Origin of the sequence: Schlesneria sp. (assembly GCF_036405755.1) — a bacterium.
Lineage (GTDB): Bacteria > Planctomycetota > Planctomycetia > Planctomycetales > Planctomycetaceae > Schlesneria > Schlesneria sphaerica.
Map to the genome: position 1 here is coordinate 1 of NZ_DASWWZ010000570.1, position 18928 is coordinate 18928.

12 protein-coding genes are annotated in these 18928 nt (G+C 55.4%); 4 read left to right on the forward strand and 8 right to left on the reverse strand.

The window, feature by feature from the left end; all coding sequences use genetic code 11:
- The 3 genes from VGE80_RS18965 to VGE80_RS18975 form a co-directional block, all read right to left on the reverse strand.
- Window positions 1–508 (reverse strand): type III secretion system chaperone (locus VGE80_RS18965; protein WP_440593754.1); only part of this gene is annotated, 508 nt, incomplete at its 3' end.
- Window positions 509–613: 105 nt separating this feature from the next.
- Window positions 614–1225, reverse strand: a complete 612-nt coding sequence (locus VGE80_RS18970; protein ID WP_373651888.1) for a phosphoesterase — start codon at window positions 1223–1225, stop codon at window positions 614–616.
- An 86-nt stretch (window positions 1226–1311) separates the two neighbouring features.
- Window positions 1312–3513, reverse strand: coding sequence for a cyanophycin metabolism-associated ABC transporter (locus tag VGE80_RS18975; RefSeq protein ID WP_405051255.1), 2202 nt, complete (start codon window positions 3511–3513; stop codon window positions 1312–1314).
- Window positions 3514–3833: 320 nt separating this feature from the next.
- Here VGE80_RS18975 and VGE80_RS18980 point away from each other — a divergent pair, with 320 nt between their 5' ends.
- The 4 genes from VGE80_RS18980 (at window position 3834) to wrbA (ending at window position 9911) form a co-directional block, all read left to right on the forward strand.
- Window positions 3834–4721 carry a hydroxypyruvate isomerase family protein gene (locus VGE80_RS18980; protein ID WP_440593755.1) on the forward strand — a complete coding sequence of 296 codons (888 nt, stop codon included), beginning with the start codon at window positions 3834–3836 and terminating at the stop codon, window positions 4719–4721.
- Between the two features lie 183 nt (window positions 4722–4904).
- Window positions 4905–7511 (forward strand): alpha/beta hydrolase fold domain-containing protein, encoded by a 2607-nt coding sequence (locus VGE80_RS18985; RefSeq protein WP_440593756.1) that lies wholly within the window; start codon window positions 4905–4907, stop codon window positions 7509–7511.
- Between the two features lie 333 nt (window positions 7512–7844).
- A complete protein-coding gene (locus VGE80_RS18990) occupies window positions 7845–9203 on the forward strand; it encodes a DUF1501 domain-containing protein (RefSeq protein ID WP_373651885.1) in 1359 nt (452 codons plus the stop codon).
- Between the two features lie 108 nt (window positions 9204–9311).
- Window positions 9312–9911, forward strand: coding sequence for an NAD(P)H:quinone oxidoreductase (gene wrbA, locus VGE80_RS18995; RefSeq protein WP_373651884.1), 600 nt, complete (start codon window positions 9312–9314; stop codon window positions 9909–9911).
- Between the two features lie 114 nt (window positions 9912–10025).
- On the opposite strand, the gene VGE80_RS19000 is transcribed toward wrbA, so the two are convergent.
- The 5 genes from VGE80_RS19000 to VGE80_RS19020 all read right to left on the reverse strand — a co-directional run bounded on the left by VGE80_RS19000 (window position 10026) and on the right by VGE80_RS19020 (window position 18868).
- Window positions 10026–12887 (reverse strand): tetratricopeptide repeat protein, encoded by a 2862-nt coding sequence (locus VGE80_RS19000; RefSeq protein ID WP_440593757.1) that lies wholly within the window; start codon window positions 12885–12887, stop codon window positions 10026–10028.
- 448 nt (window positions 12888–13335) lie between these two features.
- Window positions 13336–14946 (reverse strand): CocE/NonD family hydrolase, encoded by a 1611-nt coding sequence (locus VGE80_RS19005; protein WP_440593758.1) that lies wholly within the window; start codon window positions 14944–14946, stop codon window positions 13336–13338.
- A gap of 645 nt (window positions 14947–15591) precedes the next feature.
- On the reverse strand, window positions 15592–15945 hold the full coding sequence (locus VGE80_RS19010) for an HPF/RaiA family ribosome-associated protein (protein WP_373651882.1): 354 nt from the start codon (window positions 15943–15945) through the stop codon (window positions 15592–15594).
- A gap of 495 nt (window positions 15946–16440) precedes the next feature.
- Window positions 16441–17817, reverse strand: a complete 1377-nt coding sequence (locus VGE80_RS19015; RefSeq protein ID WP_440593759.1) for an aldehyde dehydrogenase family protein — start codon at window positions 17815–17817, stop codon at window positions 16441–16443.
- 958 nt (window positions 17818–18775) lie between these two features.
- Entirely contained in the window at window positions 18776–18868 is a 93-nt protein-coding gene (locus tag VGE80_RS19020) for a DUF3470 domain-containing protein (protein ID WP_440593760.1), read from the reverse strand.
- Window positions 18869–18928: the final 60 nt, after the last annotated feature.

Below are 18928 nucleotides of genomic sequence, written 5' to 3' on the forward strand. Positions count from 1 at the left end.
GGTGGGTAGCGACAACGGACTCACCCAGGTCGTCGAGCACGGCACGGAACTTCTCTGCAGTCATTCCTTCGTTCGGAACAACTCGCTGAAGGACAAATCGCCGATTCGCAGCGATATAAGCGAAGAACTTTCCTTTCCCCAATTTGTCGTTGTCCGACAGCAGTCGAAGCAGTGCTGTCCGGGGAACGTCTGCTGCTGACTTGGGAAGTTCATCCAGCCAAGCCATCACCCAGACGGAACTGGCGTCCTGGCTCAGCACAGTGGACATGGAGAGTTCCCACTCCTGATCCTCAATGGTCGCCTTGAATCCGAAGTCGTAGCGTGTTTCCTGGACCTTGGTCTCGAGGCCCATCGCCTGCAGCAAATTTCCGAGCGTCTGATCGGTTAGTTTGCCTTTAACGACAGGATCCGCCTTCTTTTCCGTCGCGGCCATCACCCCGGAGACGGGAACGGCTGCTGCCATGACGGCCGCGCTGATTACGCTTCTACGATTCCATTGTTTCGACATCGAATAACCCTCCATGGTCACGACTTCCCCCTCAGTGTCGCCTCGAGATCAGCCTGAATCTATTGAAACGGCCTCCCGCTTTGCCCCAATGCCCTCGCGTCGTCATCAACCAAACAGATGCTTGAGGCAAATCTGTGACCAGGTTTCAAACTCGTCGTGGACCTGTAGCAATTCCGCGGGATCTGCGAATCCTGTCTCTAAGATCGACTCTTCACGTGGGCGAACTTTGGCCATGTCGAGATCAAAAATGTGAACGATTCCCAAATGCACCCGTCCTACGGGGGTTTCATCGTCATTGATCAGCCCCACACATCGGTCTGTAAACCCTGATTCCAGAAAGACTTCTTCTTCAATTTCCCGGTGCATCGCCTCCAAATAACGGCGGTCACCGGAAAGCCTGTCGGTTGAAGAAATGTGCCCCCCAATACCGATCGATCTTTTGCTATGCAAGCGGCCTTCTCCTCCCAGTTTCCCCCGTTTATAGAAGAAGACTTTTCCCTCATACCGGAAAATACAATACGGAATCAGTTGTTTGTAGCTGGGGTCTTCCTCCACTTCGTTTCGCGGCCGGAAACTGGTGTGGGCGGGATCAAGCAAAGTATTGATGTATCGATCAATACGCGACTCGAACCCCTGGAAGTAACCGAGCTCATGAAAAAGCAACGTCGGAACAACAAGAACATGCTCGACGGGTTTCTGGGCTTGTGAGACCGTCATTTCGGACGCTTTCTGAAGAAGTGAGGCAACAAGAGTGGTGATGAGCAGATGAAAACGCAGGATAACCGGTTAACACGCACGGCTTCTTACCAGCCAATATCTTTGGTTTGTTCCTGCTGAGCACGGTGAAGTGCTGCATACGCACCGTTGATTTTCAGCAACTGCTCGTGCGTGCCGATTTCCACCAATCGTCCCCGTTCGATCACCATAATGCGGTGAGCTTGACGAAGGGTGCTGAGTCGGTGAGCAATGGCAATCGTGGTTCTTCCACGGACAAGGTTCTGCAACGCCTCCTGAATCTGGCGCTCGGTGGTGGAATCAAGAGCCGACGTCGCTTCGTCCAGAATCAGTATCCTCGGATCAATCAGCAGTGCGCGTGCAATGCTGATGCGCTGACGCTCCCCTCCTGACAGAGACTGCCCTCTTTCTCCCACCAGAGAGTCATATCCATCGGCCAGCTGCAGAATGAATTCGTGAGCTTTGGCGGCTTTTGCCGCCTCGATGATCTGTGAACGGGTCGCGTCTGGAAGTCCGTAGGCGATGTTTTCGGCGATGGTTCCGTAAAACAAAAATGGATCCTGTAGAACGATCCCCACGTTTCGACGGTAGGGTTCCACTTTGTAGCTACGGATGTCGACGCCATCGGCAAGAATTGCTCCTTCCGCTACATCGAAGAACCGGCAGACAAGGTTAATCAGGGTACTCTTTCCAGCGCCTGTGTGCCCCACCAGACCGATCATCTCTCCCGCTTCAATCTTGAGCGAAAAATCGCGAATCACTTTCCGGTTGCCATACCGGAATCCCACGTTGCGAAACTCGAGTTCGCCTCGCAGCTTATCGATCGGCACCGGCTTCGCGGGTTCGGGAACGCTCGAAACGCGATCGAGAATCTCAAAAATGCGCTGAGCGCTGGCGGCCGCGCGCTGGGATGCATTAACAATCCGGCTCATCATTTCGAGCTTGCTGTAGAATCGCTCGCTCAGCAAAACTGCCGCGACCAGAGCCCCGGCGTCGAAGGTTGAGGCGCGACCACCGATTAGCCAGACCCCGCAGACCCAGACCACCAGGACACCCAGGTGATTCAGGAACGTGATCAATGGCCAAAAGAACGTCCAGAGTGAATTAACGCGATTGTTCGTTGTCACCACCATTTCATTGGCAGTCGAAAATCGTTCGATCTCGCGATCTTCCTGCGCGAAGGCTTTCACGACTCGAATGCCTGGGATAGTGTCGGCCAGGACACTCGACATGGCGCCCCAGGCACGACTGGACGCTTGAAAGCCAATCTGGAGCCGGTCCCGAGCATAGTACATCAGCCAGATAATCAACGGGAATGGGAGCAACGCGACGAGGGCGATCTGGAGATTGGCACTAAACAGAGCATAGGCGATCACAAACAGCAGAATCGTGTTGGATGTAAAGTCCACGATGCTGTCTGAAAGAAAAGAGCAAAGGCGGTCTGAGTCGCTGCTGATTCGCGACATCAGGTCACCAGTTCGTTTACCGCCAAAATATTCCAGCGATAGCTTCTGCAGGTGCGAATACGTTCGGCGCCGCAGGTCACCCGTGACCCGTTCACTGACCCAGGCGAGAATCGCCCCTTGTCCCCAACCCAGAAGCCAGGCCACAACCGCGAAGGCGAACATGATCCCCAGATAGTAAACCGCCTGAGGCATCAGCGGAGGATCGCCCTGCTGATAGTTTTTTAACAGACGAGTCAGGGGCTCTGTCATCTGAATTGTCTTGACCTCGGCGATGGCCGCAGTCATCGTCATGACTAGTGCGAGCAACATCCAGCCAGCGTGAGGTCGGGCAAATTGCCACAGACGAAGTAATGAAGTCGTATCCGGTGGATCTTCTCTCTCTTCCGGTTCGGGAGCCCCCTCTTCATCGACAGGAGTCGAAGCCGTTCGATGCATCTTCAAATCATCAAAACGGTCTCCGATGATGAGCGCTGAAGGCCCCTGAGCAATTGTGTAATGCCAGACAGCCAGACGGCCCTCGTCCGATAGAAGCTCCAGCGTCCCCAGCCCTCCTCGGTCTTTTGTTTTCAGCTGATCGATCCTGGCGAGGGGCCATGACTGAATCCCCGTCACGAGTGAGTGACTGAGAAATCGCTGAGTGGTCAGAACGAGAAGTGTCGACCGGTAATAACGCTCGGAATCGATGTCCGAGATCATATAAGCCACGATTGACTCGGCCGAAGCCAGTTGCAATTCGACAGGGTCCCGCAACGAACTGTCGATCGACGACCAGCCATCAACAGGCAAAGGAGTAACCGTATTCAATGCAATTGTCCGTGGGGGGATTGAGAGATCTCGCGAGCGTCCAAGAGATTAACGAACAGAATAGGCGAATGGCGAGTCGTCGGGATTTCTCTCCTTATTTTCTTGCAAGATTTGTCACCGGAAGTGGGGTTTCGGTCGGTCGCAGTTCGGCGGGTCGATGGGTATCATCCTCACTTGAATCAACAGCGAACGGCAGCACCGTGCGAAGCTTCGCGGGCAAGTCCCGTTCCGACATGGTGATCACACTTCGGATTGCTTTCCTCACTTTGCAAAATCCATCGCTCAATACGAATCGGTTTACTTCGCAGCAGGAATTACCCATGTCGAGTTGTGGCAGTGACGCGTCTTCCTCAGCAGCAACAAACATCGCAAAATCTGCTGGGCTCAAAGGAAACATCAAGCACTCTGTCGTATTCTGGTGCTTCAATATTGCAGGGGAGCTGTGGGACATTGACAAGACCTGCGAGATTGCCAGGAACCTGGGAATCGAGTCAGTCGAGATCTGCGGGCCCGAAACCTGGCATGCACTCAAGCGACATGGCTTGAAATGTGCCATCGCTCCGAACGGGATGCCGGGAGCACCTTTCGTCAAAGGCTTCAACAACCCCGCCTATCACGAAGAAGTGATTTCTCGAACAAAACAGATGATTGATGACTGTGCTGCCGCTGGCGTCCCCAACGTCATCGCGTTCACAGGCTACAAATGGAGGAACGCCGAAGATCCGACCAGTGGCGAAATTTCCCTGGAGGAAGGGGCTGCAAACTGTATTGCCAGTCTGAAAAAAATCGCACCGTACGCGGAAGAAAAAGGTGTCACCATCTGCGTCGAACACCTGAATACCCGCGACGATTCGCATCCGATGAAGGGACATCCCGGATACCAGGGAGACGATATCGACTACGTCTGCGACATTGTGCGTAAAGTTGGATCTCCACGGGTCAAGGTCTTGTTCGACATCTACCATGTTCAGATTATGAACGGGGATGTCATCCGTCGACTCGAACAGCATAAAGACGTGATCGGCCACGTCCATACCGCTGGAAATCCCGGGCGAGCCGAGTTGGACGACAAGCAGGAAATCAACTTCCCACCCATTATGAGGAAACTCATCGAAATTGGGTATGACGGATACGTTGGTCACGAATTCATTCCTACCCGTGACCCGCTGGAAGGTCTTCGCCAAGCGGTTCAGTTGTGTGACGTCTGATCATCTTGCAAATCTCAGCGAGTCCGGACTTCCCCTCGCTGAGATTTCTTCTTTGAACGCAACGGGGGACTGGAAAACTCCGCCGCGGCGTCCAGAACGCGGGGACGACGATTCGACTGATCAGGTTTATGGGAACTGAGCACACTCATTGAAGGCCTAACGGCTGGAAACAGGGGTACTGCGATGACCATGCAATCACGAGATTTTCAAGTCTCTGAGTTCGGCAGGACTCGCTTCTCCAGAACCGATCTGATCCGGTCGGAAGCCTGCTTGCCTTCGATGCTCGTCGCCTTTCTCCTGTTTCTAAACCCACTCCAGCCCGAGGTCAGTGCCGCGGATCAGGAAGTCCTTCAGCCAATTGCATCCGTCTTTCGACCCGTGCATCCTCTCTTGATCAGGAACGATCATTCTCCGGTCATCAGGATCGCCATCGAAGTTGACGGTACAAACGAAATCGAACTCGTTTCATTTTCGTTCGACCTGACGGGAACGGACGACATTACAGATCTCGTATCACTCAGCTTGTGGTCCACGGGAATCAACGAGGCCTTCTCGCCCCAGACGCAGATATGCCCTGCGGTCTCCGCCTCCACCCTTGTTCGGATACCTGTCAAACAACGCCTCAAGCCAGGAAAAAACGTCTTCTGGCTTACGTGTAAAGTCAGCGAGAGCGCCGATCTTTGCCATCAAATTTCGATCTCATGCACGTCCATCGAAACGCCATCCGGGAAGTTGATCCCTCACGAAACATCCTCCGGTCTGCGTCTGAGGATCGGAGTTGCGCTTCGGAAGCACAACGATGATGGAGTGCATACCTACCGCATTCCTGCATTGACGACTACACCCAAAGGAACGCTCCTGGCTGTATACGACGTGCGCCGTTCCAAAGGTCGTGATCTGCAGGAGGACATCGATATCGGTCTCAGCCGCAGCACCGACGCAGGGCAAACCTGGGAGCCGATGCGGATTGTCATGGATATGGGTGAGTTCGGTGGTCTGCCTCAGAATCAAAACGGTTGTAGTGACCCAGGAATCATTGTCGACCAGCAGACCGGGCAAATCTTTTGCTTTGCTGTTTGGATGAACGGAAAACCGGGCAAGCATCAATGGAACGATGATGGGTCTGAGCCGGGATTTGAAATTGGGAAGACCGCTCAGTTCATGATGGTTCAATCCAGCGACGATGGCCTAACGTGGTCCAAGCCAGAAAATCTGACTCAAAAGCTTAAACAGGAATCCTGGTGGCTACTGGCTCCCTCCCCTCAGTCAGGGATCACTCTTCCTGACGGGACTCTTGTCATGCCCGTACAAGGGCGGGAAGGTCGAGATCCCCTGGCGGCGTTTGCGACTATTATGATTAGCCGTGATCATGGGGCGAACTGGACGCTAGCCACCCCGGGATATCGAGGTGGCAACGAGTGCCAGGCAGCTCTGATCGGTGACCAGACCATCATGCTGAATGTCCGTAACGACCGGGAAAAATTCCGGGCCGTCATGGTCACCCACGACCTGGGACAAACATGGATTCCCCACACGACCCACTCCAATACTCTGATTGAGCCCAATTGTAATGCGAGCCTGCTGAGGGCCGACTACCAGCAAGGAACAAAGCAGAAGAGAGCCCTCCTGTTCGCGAATCCCCACTCCCAAAAGGGACGTACGCACCACACGATCCAAGTCAGCTTCAATGAGGGGGGGACTTGGCCGGAATCCCACCATATGCTGCTCGACGAGGGCCCCGGAGCAGGTTATCCCTCCTTAACTCGTATCGATCACGACCATGTCGGGATCGTCTACGAAGGAAGCCAGTCCCAGCTGACATTCGAGAAGATTCCGCTCGTGGAACTGCTGGAACCCGCCCGTAGAGCGGCAGCGTCGGCCATCAGCAAACGAGAAGTATCGAAGGAGGGCGTGCAACTGGTGGATCAGCTTCGAAAAGGGGCTCCCTTCGGTGCAGACTCGTTCGACTTGCCTCGCCTGAGATCGATCATGGGGCAAAGGCAGGAACCTCAGATGGAAGGCCTCGTCCTGAAAAAGGAGGACGTGGCCGGGATCCCTTGCGAATGGGTGCTCGCTCCCGGTGCAGACCCCGATGTTCGACTGTTGTATCTTCACGGAGGAGGCTGGGTTTCCGGATCGGGTGGTAACTATCTCCCCTTCGCAGCAGACATCTCGGCCGCAGCCAAGTGCGCGGTGCTTCTTCCTGATTATCGACTCGCCCCTGAAAATCCATTTCCTGATGGGCTTGAGGATTGCCTGACTGCGTACGAATGGATGGTTGACCACGGCCCGACAGGGAGAGTTCATGCCAAGGCGACTTTCATCGCTGGTGACTCGGCAGGTGGCAACCTCACACTCACGACATTGCTCGCCCTGCGAGATCGGCAGCAGTGGCTCCCCGCAGGTGCGATCGCCATTTCCCCGGCAACCGACTTTACCCTCTCCAGCGACTCCCTGAAATCTGTTGACGATCCCATTATCAGTGCTCGCACGATGCCGGAATTCAGGACCCGTTATCTGGGGGTGAGTGACCCTCGAGATCCGCTCGCGTCCCCCGCTTTCGCGGATTTCCACGGCGTTTCGCCTCTGCTGATTCAACTTGGAGACCTGGAAATGCTTCGAGATGACGGCGTTCGAGTCGCCGTGAAAGCCCGTGCCGACGGAGTACCCGTCCAGCTCGAAGTCTGGCCGGGAATGGTTCATGTCTTTCAGATCCGAAACTTGCCTGAATCTCGCGAAGCGATTCGCCGCATCGTCGCATTCATCCAAGGGCACCTCCCTGCCCGGTAGAGAGCCCCTAACCCACTTCGTGCGGAGGAACAACAGACTGCGTTGCCAGACACGTACACTTCGCCATGAAGTTCCACCCAGGGTCACCAGCTCGACGCTCTTGCGATGCGCTGTTGCCTCGCCCAATGGGCTTTCACCAACATCCACAAGCGTGGATGGATTGAGCAAAACCCGATAGACTCGCTGACCGGTTACCTGGACTAAAGCCAACTCAACAGACCTCTATGGCTCAGAGTAACGGTTGACAGACCATTTAACGCATAACGCGCAGGGACATCCTTCCACGGTTGCCAACTCGGCGCGTGAGGCTGGACGGATCATTAAGGACATTGCATGCTTCATATCATGGGCCAATCGCCGTCTCGATTCTGTGACGGCCACACGCGGCGACAGTTTCTGAAGATTGGTGGACTTGCCCTGGGGGGACTTTCGCTACCGCAGATTCTCAAGGCAGAGGAAGCCTCCGCAGCCACCCGCGGAAAAAAGCTGCCGCACAAGGCAATCATCATGATCTACCTGTCAGGCGGCCCCTCTCATCAGGACATGTATGATCTGAAGATGGATGCCCCGGTGGAAATACGGGGTTCCTTCCGACCGATTCAAACCAATGTACCAGGGATCGAGATCTGCGAGCACATGCCCCGATTGGCCCAGATGATGGACAAGTTCGCCATCATCCGCTCGCTCTACGGCTCTCCCGACCAGCACGCCTCAGACATGTGTCTCAGTGGCTACCCCATCGGCCCCAAGGGAAGGCAAGACGATCACCCTTCATTGGGGTCTGCCCTGTCCCGGATCCTGGGTCCGGTCGATCCCGCCGTTCCTCCCTTCACTGGACTGACGATTAAGACGGGTCACGTCCCTTATTCCAACCCCGGCGAACCGGGGTTCCTCGGGATGGCCCATGCGGCATTCCAACCCAATGGTGAGGGAATGGCCAACATGCGCCTGAATGGCGTGACGCTCGACCAATTGCGGAATCGCAAATCACTGCTCCAGAGTTTTGACATCTTTCGTAACCAGGTTGATCAGGTTTCCTCCTTCAAAGACAACGAATATCTGACGCAAAAGGCGTTTGATGTCCTGACCTCCAGCAAGCTGGTCGAGGCTTTGGATCTGGAAAAGGAAGACTCTGCACTGCGGGATCGCTATGGTCGCGGCAGCGCCAGCCCTGCTTTTGGTGAAGACGCGGGGCCGCACTGGATGGACCAGTTCTTGATGGCCCGGAGGTTGGTCGAAGCTGGAGTCCGTTGCGTTACGCTTTCTTTCGGAAGTTGGGATCGTCACGGCGGCAACTTTGAACGGTTGCCAACCCAGTTAGCTCAATTCGATCAGGGAATTACGGCACTTGTCGAAGACCTGCATGCTCGAGGTCTCAACGAAGATGTCAGTGTCATCGCGTGGGGTGAATTCGGACGGACTCCACGCATCAATTCCTCCGGTGGTCGGGACCACTGGCCTCAAGCGTCATGCGCCCTGCTCGCCGGGGGAGGAATGCGAATGGGCCAGGTGATCGGATCGACAAACCGGCTGGGTGAAGTACCGCAAGACCGACCTGTCCATTACCAGGATGTCTTCGCGACTCTCTACCATCAGTTAGGGATTGACGTGAATACCACAACAATCCCCGACAACAGTGGCCGTCCGCAATTCCTGGTGGATCGCCGCGATCCCATCCGCGAATTAATTTGATACCGACATTGCTCACTTTACTCGACAATGCAAACCCGTCTGCACCCCATTGCGTCTGTCTGCGATATCTCGGAACTGGATACCCTTTCATAAAATTGGAGAATCAGGATGACAAAGCTGTTGGTGCTCTACTACTCGATGTATGGGCATATCGAAACGCTCTCGCAGGCGATTGTTGAAGGAGCAAAATCCGTCGACGGTGTCGAAGTGACTCTCAAGCGAGTTCCTGAAACGATGTCCTCGGAAGCGTCTCAGCGCGCGGGGGCTAAACTGGATCAGGCTGCTCCCGTCGCTGATCCCAAGGAACTGAGCGAATACGACGCCATCATTTTCGGGACCCCGACCCGCTTCGGGAACATGGCAGGACAGATGCGTCTCTTTCTTGACCAGACGGGGGGACTGTGGGTGAAAGGGGGGCTGGTCGGAAAAGTTGCCAGTGTCTTCACCAGTACTGGAACGGGCGGCGGGAACGAAAGCACGATCATCAGCTTTATCCCCACACTCATGCATCACGGTATGATCTATGTTGGGCTACCTTACTCATGTCCGGAACTCGCGGACATCAGCGAACTGAAAGGGGGATCTCCCTGGGGCGCCGCGACGATCGCAGGTGCAGACGGCTCACGCCAACCAAGTAGCAAAGAACTCGCCATGGCAACTTTCCAGGGTCGGCACGTCGCTGAAGTCGCCAGGAAGCTGTTCCCGTAATTATTGGGTACTCCGCCTCCGCCCTATGACCTTCGCCAACTTGTCAGTCCTTCAAACTCAACCATCGACAACTTACGACCGTAGGCTCGATGTGAGCCTACGGTCGCATCGTTATTACGATAGCTCTTCAACTCGTTTCTTCCGTATTGTTTCCACATACCCCAAGGCGCGACGTCGTTTCGCCGGTGGAAGCTTCGGAGAGTTTGCGGACAGAGCCTGTTCGAAGCAGGCGAACGCCTTTTTCGTGTCATCCCGCTCAACGTACATCAGTCCCCGGTAGAAATGCAGCCAGGGATTGTCAGGCTTGAGTGAATAGGATTCTGCAAATGAGCATTCTGCCTGGTCATAAAGCCCCATGCCGGCGAGTGCCCTGCCCTGTCCGTTGACTGAATAAGCCAGACCTACTCGATCATCCTCTTCCCGGGCAATTTCGATGGAGTGTTCCACGGAAACGAGGCCGTCCTGATACTCACCCAACTCACACAGGATTTGACCGTAGGCACTATAATCGTGCCGCGTTGCGTCATCGGTGTTCTCGATGATGTGAGCGTAGTCATCGAGTGCATCCACGAAGTTCTCGATGTACCACCGCGAGTGACCCCGCGTTCGGTACGCTTCTGCCGGAGGGTCTGCGTGTTCCTCGATGACTTTGGTGGCCAGTTCTATCGCTTTTTCAAACTGTTCGTTCATCGCCGCCACACTGGCGGTGAGCAGGATCTGATCTGTGTTCAGTTGATCAGTCGAGAACGGTTCCAGTCGCCGCGCTTCTTCGCGATCCGCCTCGGCTCTCTCGACGTCACCGGCAAACTCAAACGCGACGCTTCGTCCGATGAGCGATTGCGACAAGTTCGGGTTCAGCTCAATGACGCGATCGAAGTCCTGCTGTGCCTCTGCGAACTGACCCTGATACAGATTGATGTAAGCCCGCTGCCAGAGCGCCGCACCGTTCTCAGGTTCGGCGGCGAGGATCTCATTCAGGTCTTCCTTGGCAAGATCCATTTCGGTCAATTCGAGTAGTAACTTGGCCCGATTCAGCCGGCAATTGAGATTACTGGGGTCGAGTTCGATTGCCTGATCGAGGTCGCTGGCGGCAGCGGCCTTCTTCCCTTCGATCAGATAGGTAATACCCCGGCCGGTATATCCGTCCGCACGCTCGGGCGCCAGTTCGATCACACGGTCAAAGTCCTCTCGGGCTCGTTCGTGCTCCTCAAGTTTGAGCAATGCGTAGCCCCGTTCCAGAAGCGCCTCAACCCAATCTGGAGCCGTTTCTAAAGCGTCCGTAAAGTCGTCGATCGCGGACTCACATTCGTCCCGCCCCGCACGCAAGCGTCCACGGTGCAGGCGACCGATCGAGTAGCGAGGGTCCTGAGTAAGGCAGGTATCCAGATCGTCCAGCCCCTCGTCGACTCGTCCCAGTGAGGCCTTGGCAAGGCCCCTGATCATGTAGGACTTCGGTGAGTTTTCCATGAGTTCAATTGCTTTATCGGCGTCATGAATCGACTCTTCAAAATGCCCCAACTCCAGCAGGACTGCCGCGCGCAGTGAGAACGCAGCTCCGAATCGGTCAGAGGAATTCAGAATCTGATCGCATTCCTGCCGCGCGGACTCTAGCTTCCCGTTCTGGCCGAGGAACTCTGCCCACTGCATACGCAGAATGACGTTCTCGGGGGCGTAATCCAGCGCCGATCGAAAGACCTGTTCTGCTTCCCCAATCCTTTTGAGTTGTGCCAGTGCCTCAGCCTTCATCTGGATGGAATCCAGCGACAAGCCGACACAGCGTTCATAGTCATTCAGGTCTTTCAGGGCCTGTTCCGTTCGTCCCGCCTGAAGGTGGAACTTAGCCCGCAACAAATACGCCTGAGAACAATCAAAGTCCGACATCAGTGCCACATTTACCGAGCTGAGCGCCTCACTGGTCCGCCCCAGCGTACTGAGGATATTCGCACGGACGCACCAGAAATGGGCCGACTTCTGAATCGCCAGCGCCGAGTTGATCTGTTTAAGACTTTCCTCGGCGTGATTCATATCCAGCTGCAGGTTCGCCAGCAGGACAAAGGCGTCGGCGTCTTCGGGGTGACGTTCCAGTCGACGCTGGCACTCGGAAGCGGCTCTCTCAAGCTGACCCGCGTTTGACAGACACATGATCCGTTTATGAACGACGGTCCCGTCATCGGGGTACTCTTCGATCAAACGATCGTAAACTTCCAGCTCTTCCTGAACCCTCCCCAGAATTTGCAGGCCGTTCGCATGCAGCAACTTCAGCTTCACGCTTTTGGGCGAGCATTCGATCAATGCCTGACAGTCTTCCAGGCGAAACTCAATCAGGTCCTTAACTTCTTCGACTTCGTAGACTTTCAGCGCCATCTCGCAAAAGCTGGTTACATCTGGCAGAACCACCCGGCGCGACCAGTCCTCAAACGGATGAATTACCAGGTCCTGGAGATTACGGGAGGCTCTGCCAAAGGATCGGCGCACAACAAACACGATGGGATATGCGACCGGCCAGGTTGGAATCTGTTCCAGTTTCCGGCGCAGTTTCTGTGCGACTGAATCAGTCCGTTGGCGAGCATTCGATGCCAGCACCTGAACATCAAACTGCCATGTCCGGCCGGGCAGCAATACCGCGGCGACCTGGGAGAGGATCGCCTGATTGTCACGAACGTCCCCCACTTCGCGCTGGATCAGATCGCTGACAATTTCCGGATAGCTGAACAACAACGAGTGAGGAATACCCGATCGAGACACTTCTTCGGCCGTCATCAGATACGACACCGACGTCCGCTGCTGCAGATTGCTCAGGAACCGTAAATCTTCGCCCGGATCAGGAATCAGACTGATGTCGCGAACGGGCCCAGCGGTGACAGTGATAGCCGGAAACGCCGCGAACAACTTCTGATACGTCGGCACTCGCGTGAAGTATTCGAGGAGTGACAGTTGAGGAGCCGTTGGCTCATGCCCCTTCCGGGATCGCCACATTCCCCATCTCGCAAAATTTTCACGCAGGGATTCAACCGCTCCGTTCCAGCGAGTTCCAAAGCGACGGCTTATAAAGGGAGGTTGAGCGGAACAGTGACGACACAGGCGCAGCGGTACCGTCATATAAAAATCAGCGTGATCAACTTTGATATCTCGAACCCGCCGTGTTTCCGCGTGACAGACGACGCACTCTCCACTGATGCTGCAGTTTTTAAGCATCGATTGGATTTCGTTCGTCAGGTCTGAAAAGACCTCGGCCCAATCCCTTTGCGTTTCTGACACAATCGTGTTCTTTCGACGACAGAAGTTCGGCCAACCTTGACCTGATACTCATGAACTCGCTGAAAGCATCGTCCAAGGAGATGCAAATAAGTCTACTCAGTTCCCGAAGGCGATGTCCAATTCTGGCTCGGCCACAAGTGAGGTGAGACACCTGAATTTTCGATTTTCAGTCGGATGTCGTATGTACTGGCAAAATAACCCTCGATGGATACTTATCAGAAATCATGACGGTATTGTCAGCAATACGTTTCTCGTGATTAACTCGGAATCCATGCCCCGTATTCGGATTGGGATCAAACCGGGGAGCATTCGAAGAGGAAATAGCGACTCGAATACGATGCCCTTTATTGAAAATCAGCGACGTACTCCACAGGTCGACAGAAACTTCCACGACCTCACCCGGCTCAAGAAATTTCTCGGTCTCAAACGATTCACGAAACCTCGCACGTCGAATCCCATCCGTTACCAGCATCGAACGCCCGTCGGGGTACACATCTGTCAGCTTGACCGTGAAATCGGTATCAGGACAGTTGGAGGAAACAAAAAGTCGCGCCTCGATTCGCCCCGTCACTTCCACAGACTCCGTTAGCTCGTCAGTCGTAAACACCAGGACATCGGAACGCGACTCAACCGACCGCTGATCACGTGGACCGATGTTAAGCCCCAGTTCCGCACCGCCGATCGTCGGCACTGGCTCCGAGGGGTCGTACCGATACGGTATACTCCCGTTTTCGGCGGAAGGTTTCGTATCGAGTCTTTTGTCGAGATGAAGATAAAACGGGGTGGCCGTCGAGATGGGGGGCCAGGAATCCGCTGTTCGCCAGTAGTTCCCCGGTGCGGAGGAATCCGTAGGATCCCCCATGACGTAGTAGCTGACCGGCTTTTCACTGTTAACGCCGTTCTCTTTTCCCTTCAGAGTGGCATCGAACCACGCGAGACTGTCCGCGCAGCGCGGTAATCGTGCTGAGTTTGCCGGGTAAGAAAGTTCATTCATGCTCCCATGGCCAATCGGCCCGATCACCAGACGGCAACGGCCCCGAGCGGCTGGGCCTCCCTGTGATTGAATCGTCGTGAATGAGTTGATCGTCCCCTGCAGGAAGATGTCGTACCAGCCACCGATGAAGACACCGGGGGCATTCACTCGCTTGGCCTGCGATTCCGGAGACAGCTCGCTCCAGAAGGAATCAAATTTCGGATGTTCCACGAACGTCTTCAGGTTCGCAGGAGACATTCCGGTTCCCTTCAACCAGTTTTCCAGCAGTCCCGAACGAAAGGCGCCTCCCTGGTAAGCCCCCTGATGATACATGTCCGAGAAAGCGACCACGACGTACTGGGACGTCAGGGCCGCGGGTGCTCCCGGGGCTGCCATGTTCTGCGTAATGCCCAGTGCCGAGCCCCCCGTCGTACCGATTTTTCCGTTGCACCAGGGTTGCTGAGAAATCCAGGCGATGGTGTCGTGGCCGTCGTGGGGCATATTCCAGCCGTCATTGTGGAAAATGATGGCGTCAGTCCCTTTGGACTTGAAGCGGCCTCGCAAGTCTTGAGCAACATATGCGTAACCATGCGCACAAAAACGTTCCGCTTCCGCTTTCTGACCATCCTTGTTGTAAGGCGTGCGAGCCAGGATGACGGGGAACGGTCCCCCGGTTTTCGGCTGATAGACGGTCGTCGCGAGTTCAATCCCGTCCGACATCGACACGAAGGCGTCGCTGCTGTCGATCTCGATAACGTCGTCACCCACACTTCGGTCACATAGGAGTGCAGAGAGAAGCAGCATGACCGTGCTTAGTAGCAGCGGCCTGTTCCAACTTCGCTCCGCATTAAACATACGCGTGCCTCACGGGAACGGGGCTCTTCACTGACCCAGCCAAATGACGGTCAACCTGAGCCAGCAGAGTCTATTAAGCCGGGACTCGCTGCAATCGAGTCTCGTTACAACTTACGACCCTCGTCATGCTATCCATTTGTTCGACAATTCAATGTACAGCGATTTGCCGTAACGAAAAGACTGGAAATTTCGAATTCTCGCGATTTTTTGCGCGAAATCCCTCCTTGCGATCGAGCACGGGAAGGACTTCCGGCGCGGAGACTTTGACCTGGCAGTGCAGGGATCCCCTGCCGCAAGTGCGTCGCATCGCGCGATCAACCGGCCTGCTGTACCGCGAGTTGCAGGCCTCGCCAATTTCAGCCCGCGCATTGCGCCGGCCAGGATGGCAGGCGACAGGCCCGTGACAGTTTTTTGTAACTACCACGGGCCTGTCGATTCGGTTCGCGAGGAGAATTCGAAGGGTCAGGTGAAGTCTTTCACCCTCACTCGATCGTGTCCACGAGTTTCCCGCGAAGGAGCGATCCCCCTCATTTCTCCTGACGAGGGCAAACTCGCGACTCTACAATCACCCGCGAGTCTCCTTTTCAGTTCAGTTTACGGGACAACTTCACCAGCGAAGGAAGTTCGCCCCTTAGGGTCGTTCAATCGGTCAACCGTGCTGCCAATTCGCCGTTCGAGCTTCTCTGCGGCGTCGGCGATGGCTTTTTCGATCGCAGCAGCTTCGGCAGTGACAGCCATCGGCTGCAGTCCCGCCAGCCGCGCTTCCATCACACAACGCTTGTCAGTATCACTGTTCTTGACACTGCTATTCTCGTCCGACAAATGAACTTCGACTCTAGTAACTCGATCGCCGAAGCGCTTCAACGCAGTCTCGACCGCGTCTTCGACATGCTTCTTCAACTCAGGCGTCTTCATCGTGTGGTTGTCGGTCGTGACCTGAATTTTCATTCTCAAGTTCTCCATGCTGAATCCATCGCCTCTGTGCGGGCCGCTTGTCCTGAGGTCACTCGAACGCTCGAACCTCACTTCGACAAACGTCCCTCTCTGCTTCACCAAAGTGATTCGTCACTTCTCGTGATCGCATGTTCTTAAAAACGTTCCTGGCCGCATTTGGATCTATCGATTCCCATTTTTTCTTCGCTTTCCGCAGGAAATTGTAGCCCGCACCAGTCCCCTGTAAAGGGGCTTTCCATTGAACGGAAACTCATTTATTTGAATTACTTACAGTCATTCTCTCCCGCTACAAACACGCGATGTAGCGGCCAGATAATCTTGAGAGCCATTCGGAACTTCGCTCCGGTCTGCCCGTTTCGCTTCTCACACCATCGCTGGGGGTATTCCAAGGAGAATCGGACCCGATCGTCCAAGCTGCGACACGATCGGATTTGTCTTCGTTTGCGCTCGCCGCGCCCAGTTCACAGACCTCTGCCATGCATCCCGTTACTACGACCGAAAAACAATCAGTTTTTCCTGCGTCAGATCGCGCATTGTGTAGGGAATTCCCCCGATCCCATAGCCAGACTCACGCCGTCCTCCAAACGGCATCCAGTCGGTCCGAAAGGCGGTGTGGTCGTTAATCATCACCGTTGAGGCATCCAAGCGTTCGGAGGCATAAAGCGCTGTCCGCAGGTGCTCGGTAAAAATGCTTGCCTGGAACGCGAACGGCAGCGAATTCGCCGCCTCAATGGCCTGATCGAGGTCCGCATAAGAATAGACACACGTCGTCGGTCCGAAGACCTCCTGCGTTGAAACTTTGGAATCGACAGACGGATTGACCAGGATCGAAGGAACGACTGTCGTGTGACTCAACCTGCCACCGCCGATCAGCTCTGCACCACCCCCGACGGCCTCGTCGATCCACTCGGTGACACGGTCCGCTTCGGCCGGAGTGATCATCGGCCCCACTTCGGTCTCTTCGTTCAGCGGATCACCCACCTTGAGTGCCGCCACGCGAGCGGTGAACCGTTTGAGAAACTCGGTTTTGAGATCCTGATGGACGTAAATCCGCTGGGTCGAAACACAGACTTGTCCGGCGTGGTAATACCCCCCCTTTACCAACGGTTCAATCAGGCGATCGAGGTTGGCCGCTTGATCGATGATCGCTGGCGCCGAACCGCCGTGCTCCAGTGCAATCCGCGTCCCCGGTGCGAGGATGGAACGCAGCCGCCAGCCAACTTTACCGGAACCAATAAAGCTGACGAATGCCACGCGCCGATCCGAAACCAGTACTTCCGCCAGATCACTGGACGCGGGCAGGAACGTCTGACACCACTCCGGTGGCAAACCCGCTTCGTGCAGCAGATTCACAAATGAGAAGCACGACAAGGGGGTCGATGAAGCAGGCTTGATGATGATGGGACATCCCGCCGCAACCGCAGGAACGACCTGATGCACAATCAGGTTCAGGGGGTGATTAAATGCAGAAATCCCGGCCACGACACCGATCGGCTCTTGAATGGTAAAGGCACGGCGGTCAGAACTGGCCGCCGTCAGTCCCATCGGTATTTCCTGGCCTCCACTCGTTCGCAATGCAGCCGCTGCACACCGAACGCCGTCAATCGCCCGCGTCACCTCAACTTTGGCATCCGCTAATGGCTTTCCACCTTCCCGGGCAATCTGTCGACTGAGAAAATCTCGCTGAGCGTCCATCAGCCCTTCCAAACGCTGCAGAATCGCCAGTCGTTGATGTGGCTTCAAACGCGCTGCCCGGTCGGCAAACAGGGTCGTGGCCGTAACCAGCTTTCTCTCCAGCGCATCAGCATCGTCAACCGGAACCTCGCAAATCAGAGCACGGTCAAACGCCTGAACCACCTGCTTCACTTTTGATTCTCCTCATCCAGGTCGCTAGCGGGCCTCGGCGTCTACCACCGAACAGCCTGTCACATCAACACCCTGTCTCGATCGTCTCCAGCATAGGGCGAATTCTGGGGGGATGCCGCATCGGATTCCAATGGGGACAGTTTTCCAGCGCGGGCAACCGATAGAGAAAATCGTGCCAAGGCTCTGCGAATATTACCACGCCAATCGGTCACGGAAACAACCCCATGGCCGCCCGCAAACGTCAGATCCACGGTCTCCCCTTTTGCCAGCTCCAATTCAACTGCCGCTGTCCACACCGGCGGACCACTCGCTCTGCCCTCGTTGAGCACCTTCGATGAAGCCCGACAAAGAAACGCTCGCCAGCGAGCTGCGGCCAACCAGCTACCCTCACGGGAAGGGAAAGTCGGCTGTCTTGCAATCGGCTGGCCAGCCTGGCCAGTCCCCTGAAAAATCTTAATCCGTTACCTCTGCAGCACATGGGACTGGCCACCGGCTGGCCAAGAGTTGGCCAGCCGGCCACCCCAATAATTGGATCCGCGTCGTCAAACAAACTTCACGTCGATGAGGTTGTGTTAAGTCCACCCACGGAATCCCTAATTTTCTAACAGTGAGACCTTCCCGCTCGGCTTCGCCATCCTTCGATCGATGTCGCTGAATCATTCCGAACGCCAGTAGTGTCAGCAACCAGCAGCAATCCAGCGAGCCCGAACAGCCAATCCTTTGGAATAGGGTCCGAACAGGGGTCTCGGTAACCGTTCACCCTCGTCGAGGAGTGAGGGAGCCTGTTGACCGGCGAAGGGCCTTCATTGCGGGTGACCAGGGATGTCGTCGCGCTGCGATCCTGCTCAGGCTGCGCGCCAGTGCTAAGTGCTGACAGGTTGACGCTTCATCGCGGCTACCGGGGCGGCAAGGCCACAAGAGGAGTCACCGACGTGCGTCTCTGAACCATCCAGGTCCCTCATTCCAAGGGGGCCTTCTTCTCTATGATGTTGGGACATTGAGGGGCCATTTCGCGATTGAGGTCGATATACGCTTTCCATTTCTCGGGCACATCGTCTTCGTAATAGATCGCATGTGGTGGACATTCGGGTACACACGCACCGCAATCGAT